The sequence below is a fragment of the Rhodobacter sp. NTK016B genome (assembly GCF_017303295.1).
Lineage (GTDB): Bacteria > Pseudomonadota > Alphaproteobacteria > Rhodobacterales > Rhodobacteraceae > Pararhodobacter.
Window position 1 is genome coordinate 204003 of record NZ_JAFKOK010000002.1, and the last position, 23729, is coordinate 227731.

Annotated in this window: 21 protein-coding genes and 1 pseudogene; 14 read left to right on the forward strand and 8 right to left on the reverse strand. The window is 62.7% G+C overall.

Annotation, left to right across the window (positions count from 1 at the left end):
• The first annotated feature begins 1 nt into the window (after position 1).
• The 9 genes from JI664_RS03325 (at position 2) to JI664_RS03365 (ending at position 8633) form a co-directional block, all read left to right on the forward strand.
• Entirely contained in the window at positions 2 to 892 is an 891-nt protein-coding gene (locus JI664_RS03325; protein ID WP_207012297.1) for a metallophosphoesterase family protein, read from the forward strand.
• Positions 889 to 1836 (forward strand): ABC transporter ATP-binding protein, encoded by a 948-nt coding sequence (locus JI664_RS03330; protein WP_207012298.1) that lies wholly within the window; start codon positions 889 to 891, stop codon positions 1834 to 1836. Before JI664_RS03325 ends, JI664_RS03330 begins: the two co-directional genes overlap by 4 nt.
• Positions 1833 to 2681: an ABC transporter ATP-binding protein gene (locus JI664_RS03335; protein ID WP_207012299.1), complete on the forward strand. Its 849-nt coding sequence runs from the start codon at positions 1833 to 1835 to the stop codon at positions 2679 to 2681. The genes JI664_RS03330 and JI664_RS03335 overlap by 4 nt, the downstream gene beginning before the upstream one ends.
• Positions 2678 to 3610 (forward strand): ABC transporter permease, encoded by a 933-nt coding sequence (locus JI664_RS03340; RefSeq protein ID WP_207012300.1) that lies wholly within the window; start codon positions 2678 to 2680, stop codon positions 3608 to 3610. The genes JI664_RS03335 and JI664_RS03340 overlap by 4 nt, the downstream gene beginning before the upstream one ends.
• Positions 3594 to 4478: an ABC transporter permease gene (locus JI664_RS03345; protein WP_207012301.1), complete on the forward strand. Its 885-nt coding sequence runs from the start codon at positions 3594 to 3596 to the stop codon at positions 4476 to 4478. The genes JI664_RS03340 and JI664_RS03345 overlap by 17 nt, the downstream gene beginning before the upstream one ends.
• 4 nt (positions 4479 to 4482) lie before the next feature.
• Positions 4483 to 5223, forward strand: coding sequence for a tyrosine-protein phosphatase (locus JI664_RS03350; RefSeq protein WP_207012302.1), 741 nt, complete (start codon positions 4483 to 4485; stop codon positions 5221 to 5223).
• A gap of 204 nt (positions 5224 to 5427) precedes the next feature.
• On the forward strand, positions 5428 to 6372 hold the full coding sequence (locus JI664_RS03355; protein ID WP_286173807.1) for a Bug family tripartite tricarboxylate transporter substrate binding protein: 945 nt from the start codon (positions 5428 to 5430) through the stop codon (positions 6370 to 6372).
• Positions 6373 to 6375: 3 nt separating this feature from the next.
• Positions 6376 to 7980: a class I adenylate-forming enzyme family protein gene (locus JI664_RS03360; RefSeq protein WP_207012304.1), complete on the forward strand. Its 1605-nt coding sequence runs from the start codon at positions 6376 to 6378 to the stop codon at positions 7978 to 7980.
• The gene (locus tag JI664_RS03365; protein ID WP_207012305.1) at positions 7977 to 8633 is read left to right on the forward strand and encodes a 2-hydroxychromene-2-carboxylate isomerase; all 657 of its coding nucleotides are present in this window, start codon (positions 7977 to 7979) and stop codon (positions 8631 to 8633) included. Before JI664_RS03360 ends, JI664_RS03365 begins: the two co-directional genes overlap by 4 nt.
• 20 nt (positions 8634 to 8653) lie before the next feature.
• Here JI664_RS03365 and JI664_RS03370 read toward each other — a convergent pair whose 3' ends face one another.
• From JI664_RS03370 to JI664_RS03395, 6 genes are all read right to left on the reverse strand, one after another.
• Positions 8654 to 9484: an alpha/beta hydrolase gene (locus tag JI664_RS03370; protein ID WP_349768678.1), complete on the reverse strand. Its 831-nt coding sequence runs from the start codon at positions 9482 to 9484 to the stop codon at positions 8654 to 8656.
• A gap of 115 nt (positions 9485 to 9599) precedes the next feature.
• Entirely contained in the window at positions 9600 to 10640 is a 1041-nt protein-coding gene (locus JI664_RS03375) for a TRAP transporter substrate-binding protein (RefSeq protein ID WP_207012307.1), read from the reverse strand.
• A 46-nt stretch (positions 10641 to 10686) separates the two neighbouring features.
• The gene (locus JI664_RS03380) at positions 10687 to 11976 is read right to left on the reverse strand and encodes a TRAP transporter large permease (protein WP_207012308.1); all 1290 of its coding nucleotides are present in this window, start codon (positions 11974 to 11976) and stop codon (positions 10687 to 10689) included.
• Positions 11976 to 12476, reverse strand: a complete 501-nt coding sequence (locus JI664_RS03385) for a TRAP transporter small permease (protein ID WP_207012309.1) — start codon at positions 12474 to 12476, stop codon at positions 11976 to 11978. Before JI664_RS03385 ends, JI664_RS03380 begins: the two co-directional genes overlap by 1 nt.
• A 34-nt stretch (positions 12477 to 12510) precedes the next feature.
• Positions 12511 to 13584, reverse strand: coding sequence for an aldo/keto reductase (locus JI664_RS03390; protein WP_207012310.1), 1074 nt, complete (start codon positions 13582 to 13584; stop codon positions 12511 to 12513).
• Positions 13581 to 13952 carry a TIGR04076 family protein gene (locus JI664_RS03395; protein ID WP_207012311.1) on the reverse strand — a complete coding sequence of 124 codons (372 nt, stop codon included), beginning with the start codon at positions 13950 to 13952 and terminating at the stop codon, positions 13581 to 13583. Before JI664_RS03395 ends, JI664_RS03390 begins: the two co-directional genes overlap by 4 nt.
• 84 nt (positions 13953 to 14036) lie before the next feature.
• On the opposite strand from JI664_RS03395, the gene JI664_RS03400 reads away from it, so the two are divergent.
• Entirely contained in the window at positions 14037 to 14684 is a 648-nt protein-coding gene (locus JI664_RS03400) for a GntR family transcriptional regulator (RefSeq protein ID WP_207012312.1), read from the forward strand.
• A 328-nt stretch (positions 14685 to 15012) separates the two neighbouring features.
• On the opposite strand, the gene JI664_RS03405 is transcribed toward JI664_RS03400, so the two are convergent.
• A complete protein-coding gene (locus JI664_RS03405; RefSeq protein WP_207012313.1) occupies positions 15013 to 16695 on the reverse strand; it encodes a flotillin family protein in 1683 nt (560 codons plus the stop codon).
• 41 nt (positions 16696 to 16736) lie between these two features.
• Positions 16737 to 17423: a YqiJ family protein gene (locus JI664_RS03410; RefSeq protein WP_207012314.1), complete on the reverse strand. Its 687-nt coding sequence runs from the start codon at positions 17421 to 17423 to the stop codon at positions 16737 to 16739.
• A gap of 140 nt (positions 17424 to 17563) precedes the next feature.
• Here JI664_RS03410 and JI664_RS03415 point away from each other — a divergent pair, with 140 nt between their 5' ends.
• The 4 genes and pseudogenes from JI664_RS03415 to JI664_RS03430 all read left to right on the forward strand — a co-directional run bounded on the left by JI664_RS03415 (position 17564) and on the right by JI664_RS03430 (position 23519).
• Positions 17564 to 18010 (forward strand): hypothetical protein, encoded by a 447-nt coding sequence (locus JI664_RS03415; RefSeq protein ID WP_211201610.1) that lies wholly within the window; start codon positions 17564 to 17566, stop codon positions 18008 to 18010.
• A 180-nt stretch (positions 18011 to 18190) separates the two neighbouring features.
• Positions 18191 to 18292, forward strand: a pseudogene (locus JI664_RS03420) (IS5/IS1182 family transposase); the annotation flags it as partial.
• Between the two features lie 728 nt (positions 18293 to 19020).
• Positions 19021 to 19479, forward strand: coding sequence for a DUF2267 domain-containing protein (locus tag JI664_RS03425; protein ID WP_207012316.1), 459 nt, complete (start codon positions 19021 to 19023; stop codon positions 19477 to 19479).
• Positions 19480 to 19709: 230 nt separating this feature from the next.
• Positions 19710 to 23519 (forward strand): SIR2 family protein, encoded by a 3810-nt coding sequence (locus tag JI664_RS03430; protein WP_207012317.1) that lies wholly within the window; start codon positions 19710 to 19712, stop codon positions 23517 to 23519.
• Positions 23520 to 23729: the final 210 nt, after the last annotated feature.

Here is a 23729-nt window from a genome sequence, read left to right on the forward strand (position 1 = left end):
GATGCGGATTGTCCAGATTTCCGACCTGCATCTGTCGCCCAAACACGGGTTCTTCATCAACAATTGGCGACGCGCTGCGCGTCGCCTGCAACAGATGGCGCCCGATCTGGTAATCGTCACCGGCGACCTTGCGATCAACGGTCCTGACGATGCCGGGGAACTGGCCTTCGCGCGGGCCGAGCTGGACAAGCTCGGCCTTCCGTGGCGGGCCGTGCCGGGCAATCACGATATCGGCGACGAGCCGCCGGGTCAGGATCCCACGCAATTGGTCAATGCCGCGCGCCTCGATGCGTGGCGCACGCATTTCGGTGCGGATTGGTGGTCGCAGGATGTGCCGGGCTGGCGTCTGATCGGGCTCGATTCGCAGGTCTTCGGCAGCGGCCTGCCCGACGAAGCCGCGCAATGGGATTTCCTGCGCGACGCGCTGGACGGGGCCACGGGCGATATCGGCGTGTTCATGCACAAGCCGCTGACCATCGACGATCCCGATGAGCCCGCCTCGACCCGCTGCATCGTCCCCGCCCCGCGCAAGGCCCTGACCGAGCTGTTCGATGCCTATCCGGTGCGTTTTCTGGCCACCGGGCATCTGCACGCCGCCAAGCATCAGAGTGCCGCCGAAAGCGGTCACGGCTTTGACCGGATCTGGGCCCCGCCGCTGGCTTTCGTGCTGACCAAACCCACCGCGCAGAATGCCGATCACATCCTGCCCGGTACGCGGCGCGAAGTGGGCATGGTTGTCTACGATCTGCAGGAAAGCGGCTGGAACGCCGGGTTCGACGCCGTCGCGGATGCCGAGATCTTTGATCTCGATGACATCAAGCAGGGGCGCTACGCCTTCCTGCGCGACATGCCCGCCTATTTCCCCGAAGATCTGGTGGAGTTGGCGGAATGAACGAACCGGCGCTGGAAGCCCGCGACCTGAAGGTGCGCACGCCCGACGGGCTGGCTGTCGAGGGGCTCGACCTGATCCTCGAGCGGGGGCGCACGCATTGCCTCGTCGGGGAATCGGGCTGCGGCAAGAGCCTGACCTCGCTGGCGATGGCGGGGCTTCTGGCGCCGGGCCTTTCGGCATCGGGGCGGCTGTCGCTGGAGGGCCGCCCCGTCTCCCTGCCCGCGCGGCGACCGCCGCAGGGGCTGGCGATGATCTATCAGGATGCCACCGCCGCGCTGAACCCGATCCAGCGGATCGGCCCGCAGGTGGCCGAGGCGATGCCGCGCGGCACCAAACGCAAGGCCGAGACGCTGCGCCTGCTCGCGCGCGTGGGTCTGCCCGACCCCGCCGCGATCGCCCGGCGCTATCCGCATGAATTGTCGGGCGGCATGAACCAGCGCGTGACCATCGCCATGGCGCTGGCCGCGCGGCCTTCGGTGCTGATCGCGGACGAGCCGACGACGGCGCTCGATGTCTCGGTACAGGCGCAGATCCTGACGCTTCTGCGGGAAGTGCAGGACGAAACGGGCGCGGCGCTGTTGTTCATCACCCACGACCTGAGCGTGGTGGCCGAGATCGGCGACAGCCTGTCGGTAATGTATGCCGGTCGCATCGTCGAAACCGGACCGGTCGCCCGCCTCTTCGATGCGCCCCGTCACCCCTATACCGCCGCGCTGATGGCCTGCCGCCCGCGTCTTGCCCCGCGCAACGCCGGTGGGTTCGCCGGCATTCCCGGACGCGTCCCGCCGGTCGGGGCGCGGCCCGCCGGCTGTGGCTTTGCACCGCGCTGTGCCCATGCCAGCAGCGCCTGCCACGCCACGCGGCCCGTATTGGACGATGACGGCGTGGCCTGCCTGCACCCGCTGCCTGCCTTCACCGATGCGAGCGAACGGAGATCCGCATGACCACGCCGCTTCTCAGCCTCAAGGGGATCGGCAAGACCTATGCCGCGCGCGGTGCCACCCCGGCTTTCCGCGCGCTCGCGGGTATCGACCTGACGGTGATGCCGGGCGAGGCGCTGGGGATCGTCGGCGAAAGCGGCTCGGGCAAGACGACGCTCGGACGGATCGTGACAGCCGCCCTGCCCCCGAGCGAGGGCGAGGTGCTCTATCGCGGCACGCCCTACCGCGCGCCGATGCCGCTGCCGCGCCGCGCTCAGGTCCAGGCCGTTCTGCAAGACACGCTGGGTGCGCTAAATCCGCGCCTGTCGATCCGCCGCCAGATGCTCGAGCCCTTCGCTATCCATCGCAATGTCCCGCGCGCCGCGCGGGGCGCGCGCATTCACGAGGCGCTGGCCGAGGTCGGGCTTGACGAAAGCGTGCTGACCCGGTTCCCCGGCGGCGTCTCGGGCGGGCAGCGTCAGCGTTTGCTGATCGCCCGTGCGCTGCTGCTCGATCCTGAGCTTCTGGTCGCCGACGAGCCGGTCTCGGCGCTCGACGTGTCGGTGCAGGCGCAGGTGATGACGCTGCTCGACCGGCTCCGGCGCGAGCGTGGCATGGCGATGATCTTCATCTCGCACGATCTGCGCGTGGTGCGTCAGCTTTGCGACCGCGTCGCGGTGATGAACAATGGCCGGATCGTCGAGATCGGGCCGACCGCCGAGGTGCTGGAACATCCCACCCACGACTACACCCGCGCCCTGATGGCCGCCCTGCCGCGCGACCATCCCCGCGCACGCCCCTCCCCTTCCCCTGAGAGTACCACCATGGCGCAACCCCTTCGGCCCCACCGGCTGCGGAGCCCCGCATGAGACAATTGCTGCTCTCGCGCGGAATCCGCGCCGCGCTGACGCTGTTCCTTTGCCTCGTTCTGGCCTTTGTCATCCTGCGCCTGTCGGGCGATCCGATGATGGCACTGGTCCCCGGTGAGGTCCCGCCTGTGCTCCTCGACGAATACCGGGTGCGCTGGGGTCTCGACCGGCCGCTGCCCGAACAGTTCCTGCGCTATGTCCTCGCCGCGATGCGGGGCGATTTCGGTCTGTCGCTGATCGACGGGCGTCCGGCGATCGAGCTGGTGACCGAACGCATCGGGGCCACGCTGAAACTGGGGCTGGCGTCGCTGTTGCTGGCGCTCGTCATCGGTCTGCCCGCCGGAACCTATGCCGCGCTTAACCGTGACAAGCTGGGCGACCGGCTGGTCATGAGCACGGCGATCTTCGGCTATGCGATGCCGAATTTCTTCCTTGGACTGCTGATGATCCTGCTGTTCGCGTTGCAGCTTCGGCTGCTGCCCTCGTCGGGCTACGGCACACCCGCACATCTGGTGCTGCCCGCGCTGACGCTGGGCACGGCGCTGGCCGCGAAGCTTGCGCGGTTTACCCGCACCTCGGTGCTTGATGTGCTGGGCCAGCCGCATGTGCGCACCGCGCGCGGCAAGCGGCTGTCGGGTTTCGCGGTGCTGATCCGCCACGTCCTGCCCAATGCGGCGATCCCGGTGATTACTTTCCTCGGCTTCGAGATCGGCCTGCTGATCGGCGGCGCGGTGGTGACCGAGACCGTTTTCGGCTGGCCCGGCATCGGACAGCTTCTGGTGATGTCCGTCACCCGCCGCGATCTGGCCGTAGTGCAGGCGATCGTGCTGATGATCGCGCTGGCCATCGTCGTCGTGAACCTTCTTGTCGATCTGAGCTATGGCCGGATCGACCCGCGTGTCCGGGGGACCCATGGCAAACGCGTCTGACCTGATGACCTCGTCCGCATCCCTGCCCCGCCAGCGCCGTCGCGCCGTTCCGGTGGTGGTGGTGACCAGCGCGGCGGTGCTGGCGCTGATCGCGCTGGCGGGACTTCTGGCGCCATGGATCGCGCCGCATGGCTATGCCGAACAGGACCTGCTGAACCGCCTTGCCCCGCCGGTCTTTCTGGACGGCAGCTGGGACTATCCGCTGGGCACCGACAATCTGGGCCGCGATCTGCTCAGCCGGCTGCTCTATGGTATCCGGACCTCGGTTCTGATCGCGTTGACGGCAACCGTGCTGGGTTTCGTCTTCGGCACCACGCTGGGCTTTCTGGCCGCGCTGCGCCGGGGTGTCGTGGAAGAGGGCGTGATGATGCTGGCCGATGTGCAGGCGGCGATCCCGACGCTGATCCTTGCGCTGGCGGTGCTGGCCTTTGTCGGCAACTCGCTCGGCATCTTGATCGTTCTGGTCGCCCTCGACGGGTGGGAGCGCTATGCCCGCCTCGCCCGCGCGCAGGTTCTGGCGGCAAAGGAAAGCGGCTATGTCGCGGCGATGCAGGTGATCGGCGCGCCGGGCTGGCGGCTTGCACTGGTGCATATCCTGCCTAACGTTCTGGGCGCGCTGGTGGTGCAGGCAACGCTGAATTTTCCGGGGACGATCATGCTGGAAACCGCACTCAGCTTCTTCGGGCTGGGCGTCCAGCCGCCCGAGACCTCGCTTGGCCAGATGCTGGGCACCGGACGAAATTATCTGCTGGGCGCATGGTGGATCGCGGTTTTGCCCGGCACAGTGATCTTCGTCACCACGCTGGCCGCCTGTCTGCTTGGCGACTGGCTGCGCGACCGCATCGACCCCACGCTGGAAAGGCCCTGACCCGATGACGCAAAACGAAACCACCTGCCGGGCCGAGGGCCTGATCAACCTGCGCGACCTTGGCGGTATCCCGGTCGAAGGCGGGCATCTGCGCTCGGGCCGTCTGTTTCGCAGCGCCCATCCCGGCGCGCTGACCGTCTCGGGCGCCGAAAGCCTGCGCGCGCTCGGTATCCGGACGATCTGCGATCTGCGCTCGCATGCAGAGCGGGCGGAACGGCCCTTTGCCCATCCATGGTACGGCGTGCTGCTGCATCTTCCCATCGAACCCCGGGTGAAGGCCCGGCTCGATGCGCTGTCGGGCGAGACGCCTGATCCTGCCGACAGCCCCGATGCGCTGATGCGACAGGCCTATCGCGTGTTCATCGCCGAACATGCGCAGGTCCTTGGCGCCTTCGTGACCCGGCTGGCCGATAGCGGCGAGGGGCGTGGCGTGCTGGTGCATTGCACCGCTGGCAAGGACCGCACCGGGCTGGCCGTGGCGGTGGTTCTGGCGCTTCTCGGGGCGGACCGTGCAGCGATCGAGACCGATTATCTTGAGACCAACCGCCACTGGCGCGGGACGGGCCGTCTGGACAACAGCCCCGCCGAGGTTCGCGCCGCGCTGACCGAAGCGCGCCTTCCCTATCTCGCCGCCGCGATGGACGAGATTGCAACGCGCCACGGCTCTGTCGCCGCTTTCGCGCGGGACGGTATGGGGCTGGACGACGAAACGCTGGACCGCCTGCGGACAGCGCTTGTGGCTTAGCGCCGGGCGGCTTTTCAGGATGGCTGAGGGGTCTGACTGAATGCGGAAAACGGGGCCGCCGCTGCGCCGGACGCGGGGCCGCACCCTTCAGTATTATCAAACCGGATTTGTTGACCGGTGACAGGAATCCTGATACCCCTTCCAAAGGGAAACGCTTGGGAGGGCGCCATGAAGTCAGCAAGAGATTTTCTGTCAGGAATCGTAATGACCGCTGCGATGCTGGGGGCCAGTGCGCCCGCTGTCATGGCGCAAGACAGCTACCCCAGTCAGACCATCAACCTGATCACCGGCTTTCCCGCCGGATCGGGTGCCGATGTTCTGGTGCGCTATTTCGGCACGGAACTGGCCGAGCTGACCGGCGAGACCGTGGTGGTCGTCAACCGCGCCGGGGCGGCGGGTAATATCGGTGCTGAATTCGTCGCCCGGTCGGACCCGGACGGCTATACCATGTATATCCACGCTGCGAGCTCGATTGCCGGGAACATGCATCTGTTCCGCAACCCGCCGATCAACGTGGCCGAGGATATCCGCATTGCCGCGACGCTCAACCAGCAGGCCTTCATGCTGATTGTCCCGGCCTCGAGCCCCTATGAAACCATCGCGGAGCTGGTCGAAGGGCTGCGCGCCGAGGGGGCCGAAGGTTCTTACGCCACGTCGAACACCACGGGCCGCGTCATGGGCCGCATCTTCACCGATGCCGCCGAGTTGGAAACGGTCGAGATCCCCTACCGCACGGATACCGACATCATTCCCGATCTGGCCGCTGGCGTGCTGGATTTCTCCATGATGAACCCGGTCTTCTCGCTGGCTCAGGTGGCCGAGGGGCGCGCGCGCATTCTTGCGGTCAGCACGCCGGAGCGGCTGCAGGCGGCGCCCGATTACCCCACTTTCGCCGAAGCCGGCATGCCCGAGCTGGTGATGCTGAGCTGGTTCGCGGTGATGGTGCCCTCGGCTACGCCCGATGACGTGGTCAACACGATCAACGGCTATTTCAACGAGATTCTGGCACGCGAGGAAACCGCGGAGTTCCTGAACTCGAATGGCGGCGATCCTTTCATCTCGACGCCCGAGGAAGGCCAGGCGCTGCTGCTTCAGCAGATCGAGGATTGGGAGCGTTACGTGGCGATCGCCAATATCGAACCGATCTGACGCATGAGCCTGCACGACACGATGCCCGCGAACGGCCTGTCGCCCTTCGCGGGCATGGATGCCGCCTCGTTTCTGGTACAACGCACGCGCCACTATGGCGACCGGCCCCTGATCCTGTGGGCGCCCTTTGACGGGCCCGAGCGCAGCTGGACCTATGCGGCCTTTCTGAACGATGTACAGAAACTGGCCGGCGGGCTCAGCGCGCGCGGCATCGGGCCCGGCGACAGGCTGCTGATCCATCTCGAGAATTGTCCCGAAACATTGCTGGCGCGCTTTGCCTGCGTCTGGCTGGGCGCGGTGGCGGTGATCAGCAACGCTATGGCCTCGGCCACCGAACTGCGCGACATGATCGACCAGACCGGCGCGCGCGCGGCAATCACGCAGCCCCGTCTGTCATCAACCGTGGACAGCGCCGGGGCGCGCCTGCTGGACTGGATCGCCGTCACATCGACCGATGCGGGCGACCCCGCAAGCGCCGAAACCCTGCCCGCGCCCGCCGACAGGTTCGACGCGCTGATGGGCGACCCCGCACCGCAGCGCGCGCCCGATCCCACACAACCCGCGCTGATCCTCTTCACCACCGGCACCACGGCCCGCGCCAAGGCGGTGCTCTGGACCCATGAGAACCTGCTGTGGGCCTCAAGCCTTGGCGCGCAGCAACAGGGGTTCCGCGACGGTGATGTGGCGCAGGTCTTTCTGCCGCTGTTCCACGTCGTCGGCTTTTCATGGACCTTTCTGCCCCTTCTGTGGGTCGGCGGCGCGGCGTTGTTGCAGCCCCGCTTCTCGGCCTCGCGGTTCTGGAGCGCCGCGCAACGCCACCGCGCGACCATCAGCCCGCAAGTGCCCTTCACGCTGGGCGCGCTGGCCGGGCATCCGGTGCCGGACCGGCACGATTTCCGGTTCTGGATCGTCAATCGCCAGATCCCCGAGGAACAGGCGCGGTTCCGCGTGCCGGGGATCGTTTCGGCCTGGGGCATGACGGAAATGGTCTCGCAGCCGATCGTCGGCGTGCAGGGGAACGGCGATCTGCCCGCGCAGGCAATGGGCAGGCCCTCGGCGGGCTACACGATCCGCGTCGTCGCCGAAGACGGCACGCCCGTCGCGCCGGGCGAGATCGGGGAATTGCTGGTTGGCGGCGTGCGGGGGCGGTCGATCTTTCTGGAATACGACCGCAACCCCGACGCCAATGCCGAAGCCTTCACCCCGGACGGCTTTTTCCGCACCGGCGACCGCGTGCGTCAGCTCGATTGCGGCGTGCTGGTCTTCGTGGACCGGATCAAGGACGTGCTGAAGGTCGGGGGCGAGGGCGTCTCGTCGGCCGAGATCGAAGCCGTGATCCGCCGCGCCGCCGGGGTGCAGGACGTCGCCGTCGTCCCCCGCCCCGACGCGCTGCGCGGCGAGGTTCCCGTGGCTTTCGTCGTGGCCGATCCCGACAGGCCCTCCGCCGATGACGCGCTGCGCGAGGCTATTCTGGCGCATTGCACGGCAGAAATGGCGCGCTTCAAGGTGCCGCGCGAAATCCGGTTTCTGGAGGCCCTGCCCCGCGTTGGCTTTGGCAAGATCGCCAAGGGCAAGCTGCGCGCGATGGCGGCGGAGGGACAGCCATGAGCGGCGCTCCGGTCGACTTCTATTTCGATCCCGTCTCGCCCTATTCCTATCTTGCCACGACGCAGATCGAGAAACTCGTCACCCGCCACGGACGCCGCGTGATCTGGCATCCTGTGCTGGTCGGCGTCACCGTGGTCAAGGTGATGGGGCTGAAACCCGTGCCCCTAACGCCGCTGAAATCCGACTATTCGCGCCGCGATCTTGCGCGGCAGGCCGAGATTTTCGGCGTGCCACTGAACCGCCACGGGCTTAAGGGCGTGACCTCGGTCGCCGCGTGCCGGGCTTTCCTGTGGCTGACCGACCGCGATGCATCGATGGCCAAGGCCCTGATCACCCGGCTCTCGGCTCGGCTCTGGGTCGAGGGGATGGATCTGAGCGCCCCCGAAACGGTGGTGGCCGAGGCACAGGCGCTGGGGGCAGGCCCCGATGCGCTGCGGGACGCGCTGCAGGATCCGGCGCTCAAGCAGCGGCTCGATCAGGCGGTGCAGGACGCCATTGACCGCGGCGTGTTCGGGGTGCCGTTCTTCTTTGTCGACGGCCAGCCGCTCTGGGGCTGCGACCGGCTGTGGATGCTGGATTACTGGCTGACGCACGGCCAGTGGCCCGGCCCGGCCGCGCTGCCCTGGAACCCCACGCCCAATCCCAGCCCGTAGCCAGCCTTGCGGCGCAGCCTCTAGTCCGCCCGCGCATACAGGCCATGGATCTGATGCGTCGGATCGGCCAGCGCGTCGCAGATGTCGAAATGGTGCCGGTCGGGCTCTTCCCAGATCGCCACCTCGGCCCCGAGACCGGTCCAGACCGAGCCCAGCAGCCGGTTCTGGCGCAAGAACTCGCCGCGTTCGCTGGCCCCCACCCAACAGAAGACGCGCAGCCCCTCGGGCGGGTGCAGCAGCGCCGGGCTTTCGCGCACAGCTTCCTCGGCATCCAGACGCAGGCTCTCGTTCATCTTCAGACGCAGGAAGGGCCGCAGGTCGCTCAGCCCGGAAATCGGCATCACCAGCTTCAGCCTGTCGCGCGTGGTCTCCGACAGCGCCGAGCCCTGCGCCGCGACCCGCGCGACCAGATGCCCGCCGGCGGAATGCCCGGCCAGCACGACAGGCCCGTCGATGCGCGCGGCGGCGGTGTCAATGGCCGCAGCGATTTCCCGACCGATATCGGTGATGCGGACCTCGGGGCACAGCGTATAGCCCGGCATCGCCACCGCATAGCCATGCGCCAGTGGACCGGCGGCCAGATGCGACCAATAGCTGTTGTCGAGCGTGTGCCAATAGCCGCCATGCACGAAGACGAACAGACCGCGCGGCGTGCCTTCGGGCAGGAACAGGTCGAACCGCTGGCGCGCGCCCTCACCATAGGGCTGGTCCAGCTCGGCCCGGCCCTGCGCGGACAGCGCGTCGCGGAACGCGGCAGCGGGCCCAACCCAGGCTTCGGGCCAGCGGTCGCTGCGGTGGATATGCGACGCGTTGGAATAGGCGCTGTCCCAATCCTTGATCTTGTGAAACACGCTCTCGGCTCCGCTTTGCGTGTCAGTGGCCTGCGACAATGTCGCCAGAAACGGGTGGGGAAAAGGGGCAGAACCCTGCGGCCCGCCCCCTTTTGGTGTCATGACCTTTCGGTCGTCAGTTGCGCTCGACGCCCAGCTCTTCGGCGACAGCGTCCAGTTGCTCCTGATAGAAGGCGATGGCCGCTTCGGCATCGACGCCGCGTTCATTGGCATCGGCGATCCACTGGTCCCAGATCGGCGCAAGGCGCTCCTGCATCATTTCCAGATCCGTGCCCGACAGCTCGATCTGGGTCAGACCGCCCTCGACCAGCTCGCCAACCGCCGCCGCGTTCTGCGCCTGCCAGACCTCGGCGAACTGGCGGACCATCGTCTCACCCGACAGCGCGTCGATGGCGGCCTGATCCTCGGGGCTGATCCGGTCCCAGGCGGCGTCGCTGATGACCAGGAACTGGCTGGACGCGGCGAAACCGCCGGGCACGGCCATCACCACCGGCATATGCTCGGCCATGTTGAAGTCGCGCACGGTGCTGTAGGTCTGGAACATGCCGTCGATGATCCCGCGCGAGATCTGGTCATAGGCTTCGGTCAGCGGCGACGAGATCGACACCATACCCAGCTCGGTCGCGATCCGCTCGACGGTGGAGCCGGGAACGCGGATGCGCAGACCGTCGAGATCCTCGACCGTTTCCACCCCGGCGCGGGTGAACAGCTGGTACGAACCCGGCACCCACAGGCCCAGCAGATGCGTGCCCTCGTGCTCGTTCGCATCCATGAAGAACTGCTGGTAGGTGCGCCAGTTGGCGATCGAGTTGACCTGTGCGTTTTCCGAGGTGAAGGGCAGCTCGACCATCTCGGTCAGCTTGAAGCGCTCGGGCGTGTAGCCGTGGACACCGAACGCGATATCGGCCACGCCGTTGCGCACCATATCGAAATGCGCGCCCGGCGCGCCCAGCGCGGGCAGGATCTGCAGCGAAACGCGGCCCTCGGTCGCGGCCTCGACCTCGGCGGCCCACGGCTCGATCATCTGGGTGATGATCGGATGGGTCGGCGGCAGCCAGTTGGAAAAGCGCAGCACGACATCCTCGGCCAGCGCGCCTGCGGCGCTGCTGAGCAACGCCAGTCCCGAGACGGCGGCGAACAGGGTCTGTTTCATCATGATTTTCTCTCCGTGTTGGTCTTTGTGTTGGTTTTGGTTGGTTGGCTCACATCATCCCGGGCAGCCACAGGGCCAGACCGGGAATGAGGATGAGGATCAGGATGCGGATCGCATCGGCGATGACGAAGGGGGTGACGCCCATGAACATCTTGCGCAGCGAGACCTTGGGCAGCACGCCCTGCAGAACGTAGATGTTCATCCCCACAGGCGGCGTGATCAGCGCGACCTCGACCAGCGTGACGACGAGGATGCCGAACCAGATCGGGTCGTAACCCAGATGCAGGATCAGCGGGAAGGTGATCGGGATCGTCAGCAGCAGCATCGACATGCTTTCCAGCACGCAGCCAAGGATCAGGTACATCACCACGATCACCAGCATCATCGCCCAGGCCGGCAGATCGAGCCCGTTGACGAAGCTGTTGAGCGCGGCGGTGAAGCCCGCGACATTGATGAAATTGCCGAAGATCTGCGCGCCCACGAGGACGAAGAAGATCGACGCGCTCATGATCGCGGTCTGGCCCAGCGTCTCCAGCAGGATGCGCGGTGTCAGCTTGCGCCGCCACGCGGCGATCACCAGCGCGCCGACGGCGCCCACGCCCGCCGCCTCCGTCGGCGTGAAGACATTGCCGTAGATGCCGCCGATCACCAGCCCGAACAGCAGGATCACCGATCCGACCGAACGCAGCGCGACGATCCGCTCGCGCCATGAACTGCTCTCACCCGCCGGCCCCGCAGACGGATTGATGGCGGTGGTCACGACGACCGCGCCGACATAAAGCACCGCGCCAAGAAGCCCGGGCAGGATGCCGGCGATGAACAGCTTGCCGATATCGCTCTGGGTCAGGATGCCGTAGACGATCAGCACGACCGAGGGCGGGATCATGATCCCCAGTGTGCCCGCCGCCGCGATGGAGCCTGCAGCCAGCGAATCGTCGTAGCGGTAGCGCTTCATCGACGGATAGGCGACCCGCCCCATCGTCGCCGAAGAGGCAAGGCTCGACCCGCAGACCGCCGCGAACATGCCGCCCGCGATAATGGTCGAGATCGCCAGCCCGCCGCGCCGGTGTCCGACGAAGCGATAAGCCAGATCGAACAATTCCCGCGAAATCTCGGCCCGGCTGATGAGATTGCCCATCAGCATGAACAGCGGGATCACCGACATGTTGAAGTTATGGACGGTGCGATAGGCGGTATCGGCCGCCATATAACCCGCAGGCCCCCAGTCGACGATCCATGCGAAGCCCCCGACACCGATGGCCAGCATCGCCAGCGCGATCGGCACTTCGAGGAACAGCAGCAGGAACAATAGTGCCAGCGCGCAAAGCATGACGGTCATCAGATTTCCCCCATGCCGTCGGCGGCTTCCTCGGTTTCGGGCGCCTTGCGGCTGACGATCGTGGCGAACGCCGAGACAAGGCACATCGCCGCCGCGAACCATGCGAAGGGGGCCAGCGGAAAGCCCGCGAAGATCGCCCGCGCGCCGCTCGCGCTCATCTGGTTGCCCAGCCGCAGCAGGTGCCACGCGAAAAAGACATAGACCGCGATGGCCACGCCCCGGCTGACCAGCGTGAACAGCAGGTCCACCCAGCGATAGCGGTCGGCCAGCACCCGAAACAGGGTCACGCGCACGTGCTCCTGTCTCAGCGTGACGACGGGCAGCGCCGCGAAGACCATCGCGCCCACCGCGATCTCGGTGATCTCATAGGCGCCCGGGATCGGCCGGTTCAGGCTGCGCAGGATCACGTCCGAGAACGACACCCCCATCAGGAGGACGATGCACAAGGACGTCAGCACATAGAGCGGAAACAGCACTTTCGAGGCGATCGAATAGGCCATCAGCGGCCCTTTCCTGCAGGAGATGTCTGGCCGGTCATGCCCCGTGAACCTTGTCCGCCGGATTGGTGTTGAGGTTGTATTTCATGATCTTGCCGTGACGCCCCTCGCGGTCGCCTTCCAGCCCGTAGACCGGCCCGTTCGGCCCCGCCGCCTGCGCCAGCACCGCGTCGATGGCCGCGCGATCCTCGGCATCAAGTGTGACGTTGAACACTTCCAGCGTCTGCGGCAGGTGGCGGGCATAGCGCGCGCCGACGATGGCACCGGCGACCTGCGGCTGGTCCAGCACCCAGCGCGTGGCAATCGACGACAGCGCCACGCCATGCTTGTCGCCCACCGCCTTGAGCGTTTGCAAAAGCTGCTGGAACAGGTCCCACGAGCCGAATTCGTCGATGATAAGGCGGTACTTGATCAGGCTGCGATTCTCGAAGGAAAAGCCCGGATCCTCCTTGCCCAGCCAGTTTTCGGTCAGGAAGCCGCCCGCCAGCGTACCGTAGCACAGGATCTGCACGTCGCGCCGCGCGCCCCATTCGGCAAAGGCCCCGGCCGGGCGCCGGTCCAGCAGCGAATACTGCACCTGCGCCGAAACCACATCGAAGCCCGCATCGATAAAGCGGTCCATGACCGGCGCGTCCCAGTTGGTGGTGCCAAGATTGGCGATCTTGCCCTTGCTCTGGCACTCCTTGAGGACCTCGAGCTGCTCGACCGCGTTGCCCAGCCCCATGTCCCACCAAAAGAATTGCACCAGCGGAATGCGCTCGATCTGCAGGCGTTTCAGCGACCGGTCGACGATCGCTTCGATTTCGTCGGGGCGGATATCGGCCAGCCGCGACAGGTCGGGCACCAGCTTGGTATGGACGACGACGCGGTCAGCCATCTCGGCCCCCCGGCGGCGACGCACATCGGCGATGAAATGGCCGATCATCTCTTCCACGCCGGTATAGATATCGGCGCAGTCAAAAGTGGTGATCCCGGCGTCGAGAAAGGCCTCCATATCGGCGATCGCGTCCTGCTGGCGCACTTCGCCATGGCCGCCGGCCAGCTGCCAGCCGCCCTTGATGACGCGGGACATCCGGTGGCCGGGGCGCAGATCTGCGGTTTCGACGGTCATTTCTCTTCCTTCCAGTAGGGCGTGCCACGCTGATCGGGCAGACCGGTGGTCGCGGCATGCGAGAACCAGCGTCGGCCCTCGCGAACGATGCGCAGCCGCCCGCCGCAATGAGGGTCGGGGCAGGCCACTTCGGCATCGGTGGTCATCCAGTCATCGGCGTCGGTTTCGCGCTGCTTGGCGGCCAGCAGCGGCAGGACCGAGGCCAGCGCGAACATCGAGATTTTCGTGTCTGCGTCGAACACCAGCGCCTCGCCGATCACGCGAAACGACTCGCCTTCGACATGGCGGCAGACGGGTGTGCGCCCCTCCAGAACGGTTTCGACGCGCAGGTCATAGAGCCAGAAACCGCGCTCTTCCTTCTTCTCCATTCCGGGCCTTTCCGTGCTTGACCGAGTCGACTGTGATGTGTGATATTTTATCAAAGATATGATTTGGAGCTGTCAAGAGCCAACATGAGCACCCCGATCATCGCCCGCATCGACCCGTTGAAATTGCGCGAAAATGTCTATTTCGCGCTCCGCGATGCCTTCACCCGTGGCGCCTTCGCGCCGGGCGATGTGCTGAGCCTTCGCACGCTGGCCGATCAGCTGGGTGTGTCGATGACCCCTGTGCGCGAAGCGGTGCGCCGACTCGTGGCCGAAGGCGCGCTGGTCGATACGCCGTCGCGCACGCTGATGGTGCCCGCCTTCGATGCCCGCCGGGCCGCCGATCTGAAAGCCGCGCGTCTGGCCTTAGAGAAGCTGGTGCTGGATCTGGCGATGACGCGCATGACCTCTGCGGATATCGACACGCTCGAAGAGATCCTGACGCGCCCAAAGACGGGCCCCGCCGCGCTGCCTGATCTGGTCGCCAATCACGATTTCCATCACAAGCTTTACGGCTTCAGTGAATCCGCGATCCTGCTGCCGATGATCGAGGCCCTGTGGCTGCAATATGGCGCCTATCTGAACCTGATCATCAACCGCCCCGCAGCCGGGCAGATCGACGAACACGCCCATCATCACGAGATCATCGCCGCCCTGCGCGCAGGGGACCGGGCCAAGGCCCATGCCGCGCTCGAGGACGACATCACCCGCTCGTTCCACTTCCTGCTGCCCTAGGCCCTCGCCTCACGCACGACGGGCTCTTGAGGCGCCCGCGCGGGGAAAGATCGGCCCGGTGCCGCCTTGGAAGGCCCCTGTCAGGACAAGATGCGTGCCCGTCCCGCAGCACCGCCATGCGGCGCATTGCTGTGAGATGCAGACAACAAGCGCCAAGAACCTGCGTCCCGACAGAGCAGAGACCGGCCATGCAATAATATTCAAGTTGGACTACTTGTTGGGGCACTCCACACCAAGGTCGGTTGTGTTAACGGCGCCAAGCCGCACACCTCTGACGGTGTGCGGCGAGTTTGCTTGTGCTTCCGATCAAAAGACCGGGGCGAGCGAGTCAGTTTTCCGAACTGCTCGCCGCACCGTCTACTGGACGGACTTTGGCTGACTCAGAATTAGCCTTTGCCGGTACGTCCATCGCGTCGTTGACGACCCCCGAAAGCCCGTTCTCCAGACTGATGCCAAGCTCTTTCCCCAAAGCCTGCATCGCGGGCATTTGAAGCGCCATGCCAAGCACTGAATCGAGCGCCTGATTGACCGGGGTTCCCCCGTTTGACGCGGTATCTTTGCCCCCGGCGCCCCCTAGCCCCGTGACCTGATGGATCTTGATGGAATCGATCTTCTCAGCGGGTTTCACCATTTCTGCAATGATCGCAGGCATGGCTTCCAGCTGCGCAAGGCGCACCTTCATCGCGATGATCTCGGCGCTCAACTCGTTCTCCGAATTCGCGATCGCCTTCTGGCCTTCTGCCGTTGCCAGCAAGTCGGCTTTCTTGGCTTCGGCTCGGATCGTGATCGCGCTGGCGTCTGCCTGCGCTTCTTCCAGCTTGGCGGCGGCACGGTCGCTTGCGGCTTCCTTTTCCGCTTTTGCAGCCAAACGGATGGCCGTTGCCTGACGTTCCGCTTCTTTCTGCGCTTCGATCAACGCGATCTGTTTGGCGCGTTCCGCTTCTGCAACGGCCCGGGCGGTTTCGATCGCCTCCGAGGCTTTCTTGGCTTCTGCCCGGGCATTGTCAGCAGAGGCTCGGGCCTGACTTTCTTCCTCGGACTTGCGGGCCACGATGATCTGACGTTCCTGATCAGCGACCTCCAGTTCCCGTTCCTTGGCGATCTCTGCTTCGCGAATGGTGCGCTCACGCTCAATTTCTGCTGCGCGGACGGCCTTTTCACGCTCAATGCGTGCTTCGTTCTTGGCCCGGTCCGAGGCTTCCTGATTGCGCGCGATCTGCGCCTCCTGCTGAGCCTGCAGGGTCTGGATTTCTTCGATCTGTTTGATCTCGGCCTGCTTTTTCTCGCGCTCGATCTGGTACTTGCGCTTTTCGGCTTCCATCTCGGACTGAGCGACGGACACATCCGCCTCGGCCGTGATCTCGGCCCGTTGCTTGCGAGAGGTTGCGATAACCGCCGCGAGTCTCTGCATGCCGACGGCATTGAACGCGTTGTTTTCGTCGAGCGATTCGAAGGGCGTCTGGTCCAGCGCAGTCAACGAGACAGCTTCCAGCTCCAAGCCGTTCTTCAGAAGGTCCTCGGAGATCGCGTTCTGCACCTCCTGGACAAAGCTGGCGCGGTTTTCGTGCAGTTCATCCATTGTCATCTGCGCGGCGACAGCCCGCAGACCATCGACCAGCTTGCCCTCGATCATCTCGCGCAGTTGTTCGACGTGGAACGTCCGATCGCCCAGCGTTTGCGCCGCACGCGAAATACCATCTTCGGTGGCATTCACCGACACATAGAACTCAACCCCGACATCAACGCGCATCCGATCCTTTGTGATCAAGGATTGTTCATTCACGCGCGACACTTCGAGGCGCAACGTCTTCATGTTGACCTTTGAAATTTCGTGCAGGAAGGGAACGACGATTGTCCCTCCGTCCATGATGACTTTGCGTCCGCCAGACCCGGTTTTCACCAAAGACGTCTCGCGCGTTGCGCGCTTGTAGAGACGCGCCATGATAAGACCGATAAAGACCAGAAGGGCAACGATGACCCCTGCGATCGTGAGGATTTCAACCAATTGCATTTAATACTCCTTGGGTTTTGAAAACTCGTTTGGGGGGCCGTTCAGATCACAAAGAACTTGTCGCCCCGCTTGCGGATCAGGGTTACATCGCTGCCCTGTTCAAAAGTTTCGTCGTCGCGCAAAGGCTCCACACGCAGGTAGTGGATGTTGCCGTGGCGATCTCTTATCTTGACCTCGGCCGGTTTCCCACGCGACGCCGTGCCCTGTGTCACGGTCCCATGGCAGCCCCCCAGATGGCGCGCCCTAACAGCGGTGGTTTCCGTCTTCGGCATGATCAGGGCAACCCAGTTCGCAATCACGCGCGTGACTCCGAGTGCGGGCACAAAGGCGATGACGCAGGCCAGGATGGCCGGTAATGGCGCGCCGAAGATACCGGTACTCAGGGATTGAAGGATCAAACCAAACAGCCCGAAAGTCGTCAGAAATGACACCAGCCAGATCAGAAACGGGACATCCCGCGCGCCGATCCAGGTGAATAGTCCCGACGTCCCGGCACCGCCGGTTTCGAGATCAGGTCCCACATCATCCACCGCCAGACCGCCGCCATCCGCAACTTCGGCAGAAAAGTCAAAATCCGCGTCGAGATCGAGATCCGGCGCATCGCTGCCGATCCCCAGTAGCGTACCGCCCAAAAGCGCCGTCAGAATTTCAAGAATGAACAGCCCTGCGACAACTGCAAGACAGACTGCAAAAACCATCGCTTCGGGCATAAGAAATGTAGAAAGCATAGGCGTCCTCTCGATTCCTATATGGGCACATTTTCAGAAAATGTTAGGTATATATATGCAAATAGTCTGTTAGTCTGAAAAATATCTAAGCATGGCTTAGGGTGGACCTACGGATTTCCTCATGCACCGAGAGGATGCAGATGCCCGACTTCATGAAAAGACGCCGCCTGGCGCGTATGATCGACGCGACAACCAAGCAGATAGCGGATGTCGAGATGCCCGAAAAGGGTTGGATTGCCTCTGTGCGCTATGCGTTGGGCATGTCTGCCGAACAGGTCGCAAAGCGCCGGGGGGTCAGCCGCAATGCAGTCTATCAGGCGGAACGGAGCGAGCTTGACGGCGGTGTGTCCATCAAACAGATGCAAAGTCTCGCGGCGGCAATGGGCGGGCGCTTTGTCTATGCCATCGTGCCGGATGCGCGCATAGAAGACATGCTGTACCGTCAGGCAATCAAGAAGTCCAAGCACCTTCTTTTGGAAGAACCCGACAGCCGGTCGTGGTCCAGCGATGACCGACAGGATTGGATCGAGGACAAGGCTGCGGAACTTTTGCATGATTTTCCAACAGACTTCTGGGAAGACCCTTAGACCTCGGAAGGCGATCCAACTCCGGGTCCAACGGTTTGAACCCGTGACCAAAAGTGACTTGGCTCAAGATGCTGAAGCTATCGACAAATTTCGGGCCACAAGCGTTGAAGGCAAGACCCCTCACTCGCCGCTGCAACAGCGCCACCACCGGACGCGGAGGCACGGCGATCACTACCACTCGCAAGAGACTCCGACCACCAGACTGCCGAAATCCACATCCGCATCGACCTCATGAACCGCGTCAACGCACTCAGTACCGCCGGGATCGTCCGCGTGGCCTGACGGCGGTGAGGAAAGGAAGAGTCGCGCCGCAGGCGGCATTCCTGCAACTACGCCGGTCATCATACGAACTGCGACCGCAAGCACTACAATTTCAGGGCTGTAAGGTGGTAGCGGAGGAGGGACTTGAACCCCCGACACGCGGATTATGATACAGCCGCAACTATTTGTTTCTAAACGACTTCACTGAAAAACTCCCTGTTTTCAGCCTCAGGAAGATCAATAACTTACCGGCTAAATGCAAAACGCAGCGGACGCTCTTTCGCGCAGGGTATCAGCACCATCGGTTCTGGACGGCACCAGCTTACAGCCCTAGACAATGCCGACGTCACCGCGCGGCGAATCCATCATCCGGGTAGATTGCGCCTGTGGTCATCGCGCGGTGTTGCGGACTGCTGATCTGGGTGAGGCAGCCGCGACCTTTCGCGACATCCACCGACTGCGATGCAGCGTTTGCGGACGGAAGGGGCGGCCCGATGTGATGATCTGCAGTTGGTCGCCCGCGTCGGTGCAGGCTGCCTATCGGGGCAACTATCGGCCCTTAGCAGACCTTGGCCAGGATCACCGTCGCCGCGCCGCAGCTTCCCCAAAGCGTTCGTTCGTGCGTCGCGCAGCATTTTCGGAGTGTGAAGGTCGGCAGCGCGGACGAAGCTGCCGTTGGTTTGTTCGACAAATACCGTGGAGTTAGATAAGAGTGTCGGTGACGATGACGCCAAAGGAACCAGCGACCGATGCCAATGCCGTGGACATATCGGCACGCCTCCAAGGAATGGCGCGCTTTCCTCGATGACGTGAAAGAGCGCATGTCCCTCGAGTCAGACAACATGGCTTACACGGCGGTCGATGCGGTCTTTCAGGTGTTCCGGCGTCGTCTGACCGCTCAGGAGGGCTTGAACTTCGCAAGTATCTTGCCAAGCGTGCTTCGCTCGATCTTTCTTCAAAACTGGGATGTTACGGAGCCTCGCGCAGCGTTTGACGACCGAGAGACGCTCATCTCGGAAGTCAAGGAGGTGCGGGTAAACCACAACCTAACGCCGGACAATGCGATTGAGGCGACGGCATGGGCGGTTCGGCGCTGCACCAATGGAAGAGACTTCGAGCGCGTTTTGGCAAAGCTTCCGGCTGAAGCGCGCGCCTTCTGGCATGTCGACGTTGCGGATCCTGCCGAGCTGGAGCAACGGATCATTTAGCGGCTTTACACCATTCGGAAGGTTTGGGCTCGGAGCGGTCATGCGGCGGCGCAGCGGGTCGTGCGCCGGCCAGACAGCAGCGGGCGTCGCTCCCGGCCCAGAGCTGTCGCTCAAGACATATCGAAGCGCCGCAGTGCAGCCACGCGTTAGATACAGAATGCGCTTCATTTTGTATTGTATTCCGTCATAGTCAAATAATCGGGGAACTTTGCAAATAACGGGTATTGACTATGAGATTCTTTGCGGATGGCCCTGCCATCCCTGATGTCCTCATGGAGCGTTGCGACGCTGGTCGGGTCGTCTTCCTCTGCGGTGCTGGAGTTTCATTTAACTCGGGCATGCCAACGTTTCTTGGGCTTACGAAGCATGTGATCGACTTCTTCGATCCACCTCAATATTCAGAGATCATGAAGGCTTTCGACCCTTGGCGAGCCGATCCAACCGCAGCAAATGTGCCCCTCGATCAGATATTCAATCTTCTACACCAGGAGTATGGTCGGGATGAGGTCAATGCGCTGGTAACAGAACGTTTGCTGATCCCATCGACATCAGAAACCGTCGGCTATGAACATGGCTTGATTAAGAGAATTTCATCGAACCAGCGTGGTGTCCCTCAGATCGTAACAACCAACTTCGATCACCTTTTCGAATTTGGCGACGAAGCGGGCGGCATTCCAACCCATATTCCCCCGGCATTCCCTGACTTAACATTCGGATCGCCGATCGACGGTATTACCTATCTGCACGGTCGGCTCGTTGCGCGAAATGCAACCCAACACCCCTATGTGTTGAGCAGTGCAGACTTCGGTAGAGCGTATCTGTCCGAGGCATGGGCCACAAAGTTCATCAGCGGCCTGCTGGAACGATACACTGTCGTTCTTGTCGGGTATCAGGCTGAAGATCCACCCGTGAAATACCTTCTTCAAGGGCTCAACCACGACGGTCAGTTCGATCGAACTCGACTCTATGCCTTCGACCGAGGGGAGCCGGAAGCGATTGAAGCCAAGTGGCGAGATCGAGGCGTCACCGCCATCGCCTATCAAGATCATCCCCATCTATGGCGGTCCATGGAAGCCTGGGCAGAACGGGCTGACGACCCACGTGCTTGGCGGAGCCGGGTCGTCGCTTCTGCGCAACTCGACCCGAAGGAGATGTCACCTCACGAGCGTGGGCAAGTCGCTCATATCCTGCGTTCTGTTCCTGGAGCCAAGGCGTTTGCTAACGCCGAACCGTCGCCACACCCAGAGTGGGTTTGTGTTCTCGATGCATTCGTCCGCAATGCGAAGAAAAGCAGTGGATACCATGAAGAGGCCGAGGAATTCGATCCTGTCCTAGCATATGGCCTCGACGATGACCTTGGTCCGATCAGCGATGAAGATTCCAGGCGAGGGATCAGAAACGACAATCTGCTCGAATGGCGGAATGGCGATGACAACCCACCAGATTTTCACCGCCTAGGAAGTCGCCAGCTAGAAGGCCATGAGGCGATGCCAACCCGCTTGTGGCATCTCATCCGCTGGATCGGCAAGTCATCTCAATCGCCAGTGATCGCATGGTGGGCGGCTCGTCAACTTGGCCTGCATCCTCGCCTCATCGATCAGATCGCTCGACACCTCGACCAAGCGAAGGACCTTGACGAGAACTGCCGACGAATTTGGAACCTTATACTGGAACACCACCGTGACCCTCGAAACCGCAGGTGGCACGGGCGCTGGTACGATCTAAAGAAACGCGTTGCCGAAGAGGGCTGGGTTCCGAGCGTCCTGCGTGACTTCCAAAACGCCGCCACACCATGCTTGCACAAAAAGGGCCCCATGGGCCTGCATGAAAACAAGCCGCCGACATCGGAATGGGGGGAACTCTGTATCGAAGAGATCGCTCGGTTCGAGGTCAAATATCTGGAGCGGCATGGCGAAGACCTCGGCGTGCCAGATGAGGCCGTGCCTGCAGTTTTTGGTCTTCTGGAAAACCAATTAATTATAGCGGCAGGACTACTTTCCGACCTTGGTGTATCCTACTTCACCACGCCTACATGCTTCCCGGATCGGGAAACAGACGGTGGCGAGCAGTACCATGATTCTGCTGAGCAGTTTCTTCTGTTCATTGAGTTCTTCAACCGGCTTGTGGCACTCGCCCCCCAACGGGCGACGGCCCATGCAATGTTCTGGGACGAACGCGACGAGTACTTCTTTCGTAAACTGAAGCTCTATGCGCTGTCGAAGCCTGAACTGTTCGACGCGAACGACGCCGCCGGCATCATCGCCGGGTTCGATCAGGCGACGTTCTGGGACAATGACGTGGTGCGTGAACTTCTCTTCACCCTAGTAGATCGATGGCAAGAACTCTCCGACGAGAGCAAGGAAGCCTTGGCTGAGCGTATCGTCGCGGGGCCCGACCAAAGGGACTATTGGTCAGACGAGGAATACCCTTCGCTTCGTGATCGGACTGCCGCCAGATATGGTCGTTACCTTCAATTGAATGGTTGCGATCTTCCCGATGCCGCTGCCACCAGATTGGCGCAAATCATCACTGAGATTCCGGATTGGACCGACGGTCGCGCTACTGCAACGGTAATAGAACACGGCATCCACGCAGGGTTTGTCGAAACGGACGAAACGCCGGATGAGATAATTGATCTACCAGTCGATGAAATCGTGGATCGAGCACAAGCCGATTCGCCACGACGCTTTCCCGATCTTACCGAGAGGAGACCTTTCACTGGTCTAGTGAAGGCAAACCCTCGCAAGGCCCTTTCTTCTCTCTCGGTCGCGGCCAAAAAGGGCGACTATCCCAAGGCACTCTGGGCGGTAATGATCGTCGAGTTGCCCGTAAACATCGCTCCCCGTCTCAGAAGAGCCTTTCTGCTTCGTGTTGCTGGCCTCCCCCACCCAACCGTTATACAACTCCGTCATACATTGGGTCGTTGGCTGGAACAGAACCTAGTCAGGGTTCTTGAGTTCGACCATGACCTGGGCTGGATGGTTTTCGATCACGTTGTTGATGGTATCTTGAGCGGTGGAGCAAACGCCGCAGTAAGTGGTCTTGGAGAGGTCCGGCGGGCCGGAGAGGTTACCGGGCGATCCAGACGCACATATGGTCATGCAATCAACGGACCGTTGGGAATGTGCGCGAAGGCTTTGTTCCAAACTTTACCTGGGAAGAATCAGGAAGCCGGTTCTTTGGTTCCTGAGTACATCAAGGGACGGTTGGAACGCCTATTCGCAGCACCAGGTGAAGGCTCAGATCACGCAGTGTCGATAACGACACGCCGGCTCAACTTGCTGATGCATATCGATCCCGACTGGACCAAAGAGCGCCTATTGCCTCTGTTGGCATATGATCATCCGGCCTCGGAGCCAGCATGGAACGGTTTCCTTCACAGTCCGCGTGTCCCGTGGGCCCCGCTGGCCGAAGTTATAAAGCCCCTGATGCTCGATCTTTTTCCAAGGGTCGAAGACTTCTCATGGGACCGCAACCTCTCAAAAGTGGCCGCGCAATGGTTGGGTTTCATGCGGGTGTTTCATCCTGATGAACCAGGTGGTCTTACCAAAGTCGAGATGCGATCTGTTCTTCGGGCAATGTCAGACGGTTCACGCAATCAATTCATTTTCTGGTTAGGGCGCGTAGGGCAGAAAAACGAGGATGGTTGGGTCAAACACGTGGTCCCCTTCGTTCGTGAAAACTGGCCCCGAGAACGCCAGTCCCGAACTTCCGGGTCGGTGAGAGCTTGGATTAGTATGCTTGACCACACAGGCAATGACTTGCCCGCCGTTTATGAAGTTGTGAAGGAGTTCTTGGTGTCAGTGGATGAAGATAACCTTCCATTTTATCGTTTCTTCCGAGAGCAGGGAGAACAAGAACCTCTCGGTACTCAGTTTCCTGAGGTGACGTTGGATTTATTGCACAGGGTCACCCCAAGTGAGCTCGCTCGGCCCCATTATGATCTACCAAAAATGCTTGCGCTGATTTGCGAAGCTGAACCGTCTCTTGCCGCAGACTATCGCTATTTGCGCCTAATTGACTTGCTGGAGCGAAGCTGACACCATTTTTGCGTTCCAGCTAACTGGGACACGTCGATATCTCTTCCTATCCGAACTGGTCGACTAATGCCTGCGACCCTGAGCCAACCTTCGTGCGTGGCTCGACGGCTTGTCGGCGTTTAGCATTAGGGCGCTTTAGTTGACACGCAGCGAACGACCGCTTCCCGCCCAGACCTGCCGTTCGTTGGTGGCGCAGCGGAGCACCGGTCC

Bases quoted from the DNA above. Each gene is read 5' to 3' on its own strand.
- JI664_RS03430 (WP_207012317.1), top strand. From the start codon at position 19,710: ATGAGATTCTTTGCGGATGGCCCTGCCATCCCTGATGTCCTCATGGAG.
- JI664_RS03400 (WP_207012312.1), top strand. From the start codon at position 14,037: ATGAGCACCCCGATCATCGCCCGCATCGACCCGTTGAAATTGCGCGAA.
- JI664_RS03380 (WP_207012308.1), bottom strand. From the start codon at position 11,976: ATGACCGTCATGCTTTGCGCGCTGGCACTATTGTTCCTGCTGCTGTTC.
- JI664_RS03425 (WP_207012316.1), top strand. From the start codon at position 19,021: ATGCCAATGCCGTGGACATATCGGCACGCCTCCAAGGAATGGCGCGCT.
- JI664_RS03395 (WP_207012311.1), bottom strand. From the start codon at position 13,952: ATGGAGAAGAAGGAAGAGCGCGGTTTCTGGCTCTATGACCTGCGCGTC.
- JI664_RS03345 (WP_207012301.1), top strand. From the start codon at position 3,594: ATGGCAAACGCGTCTGACCTGATGACCTCGTCCGCATCCCTGCCCCGC.
- JI664_RS03390 (WP_207012310.1), bottom strand. From the start codon at position 13,584: ATGACCGTCGAAACCGCAGATCTGCGCCCCGGCCACCGGATGTCCCGC.
- JI664_RS03410 (WP_207012314.1), bottom strand. From the start codon at position 17,423: ATGCTTTCTACATTTCTTATGCCCGAAGCGATGGTTTTTGCAGTCTGT.
- JI664_RS03340 (WP_207012300.1), top strand. From the start codon at position 2,678: ATGAGACAATTGCTGCTCTCGCGCGGAATCCGCGCCGCGCTGACGCTG.
- JI664_RS03405 (WP_207012313.1), bottom strand. From the start codon at position 16,695: ATGCAATTGGTTGAAATCCTCACGATCGCAGGGGTCATCGTTGCCCTT.
- JI664_RS03355 (WP_286173807.1), top strand. From the start codon at position 5,428: ATGACCGCTGCGATGCTGGGGGCCAGTGCGCCCGCTGTCATGGCGCAA.
- JI664_RS03415 (WP_211201610.1), top strand. From the start codon at position 17,564: ATGCCCGACTTCATGAAAAGACGCCGCCTGGCGCGTATGATCGACGCG.
- JI664_RS03325 (WP_207012297.1), top strand. From the start codon at position 2: ATGCGGATTGTCCAGATTTCCGACCTGCATCTGTCGCCCAAACACGGG.
- JI664_RS03335 (WP_207012299.1), top strand. From the start codon at position 1,833: ATGACCACGCCGCTTCTCAGCCTCAAGGGGATCGGCAAGACCTATGCC.
- JI664_RS03375 (WP_207012307.1), bottom strand. From the start codon at position 10,640: ATGATGAAACAGACCCTGTTCGCCGCCGTCTCGGGACTGGCGTTGCTC.
- JI664_RS03360 (WP_207012304.1), top strand. From the start codon at position 6,376: ATGAGCCTGCACGACACGATGCCCGCGAACGGCCTGTCGCCCTTCGCG.
- JI664_RS03385 (WP_207012309.1), bottom strand. From the start codon at position 12,476: ATGGCCTATTCGATCGCCTCGAAAGTGCTGTTTCCGCTCTATGTGCTG.
- JI664_RS03350 (WP_207012302.1), top strand. From the start codon at position 4,483: ATGACGCAAAACGAAACCACCTGCCGGGCCGAGGGCCTGATCAACCTG.
- JI664_RS03365 (WP_207012305.1), top strand. From the start codon at position 7,977: ATGAGCGGCGCTCCGGTCGACTTCTATTTCGATCCCGTCTCGCCCTAT.
- JI664_RS03330 (WP_207012298.1), top strand. From the start codon at position 889: ATGAACGAACCGGCGCTGGAAGCCCGCGACCTGAAGGTGCGCACGCCC.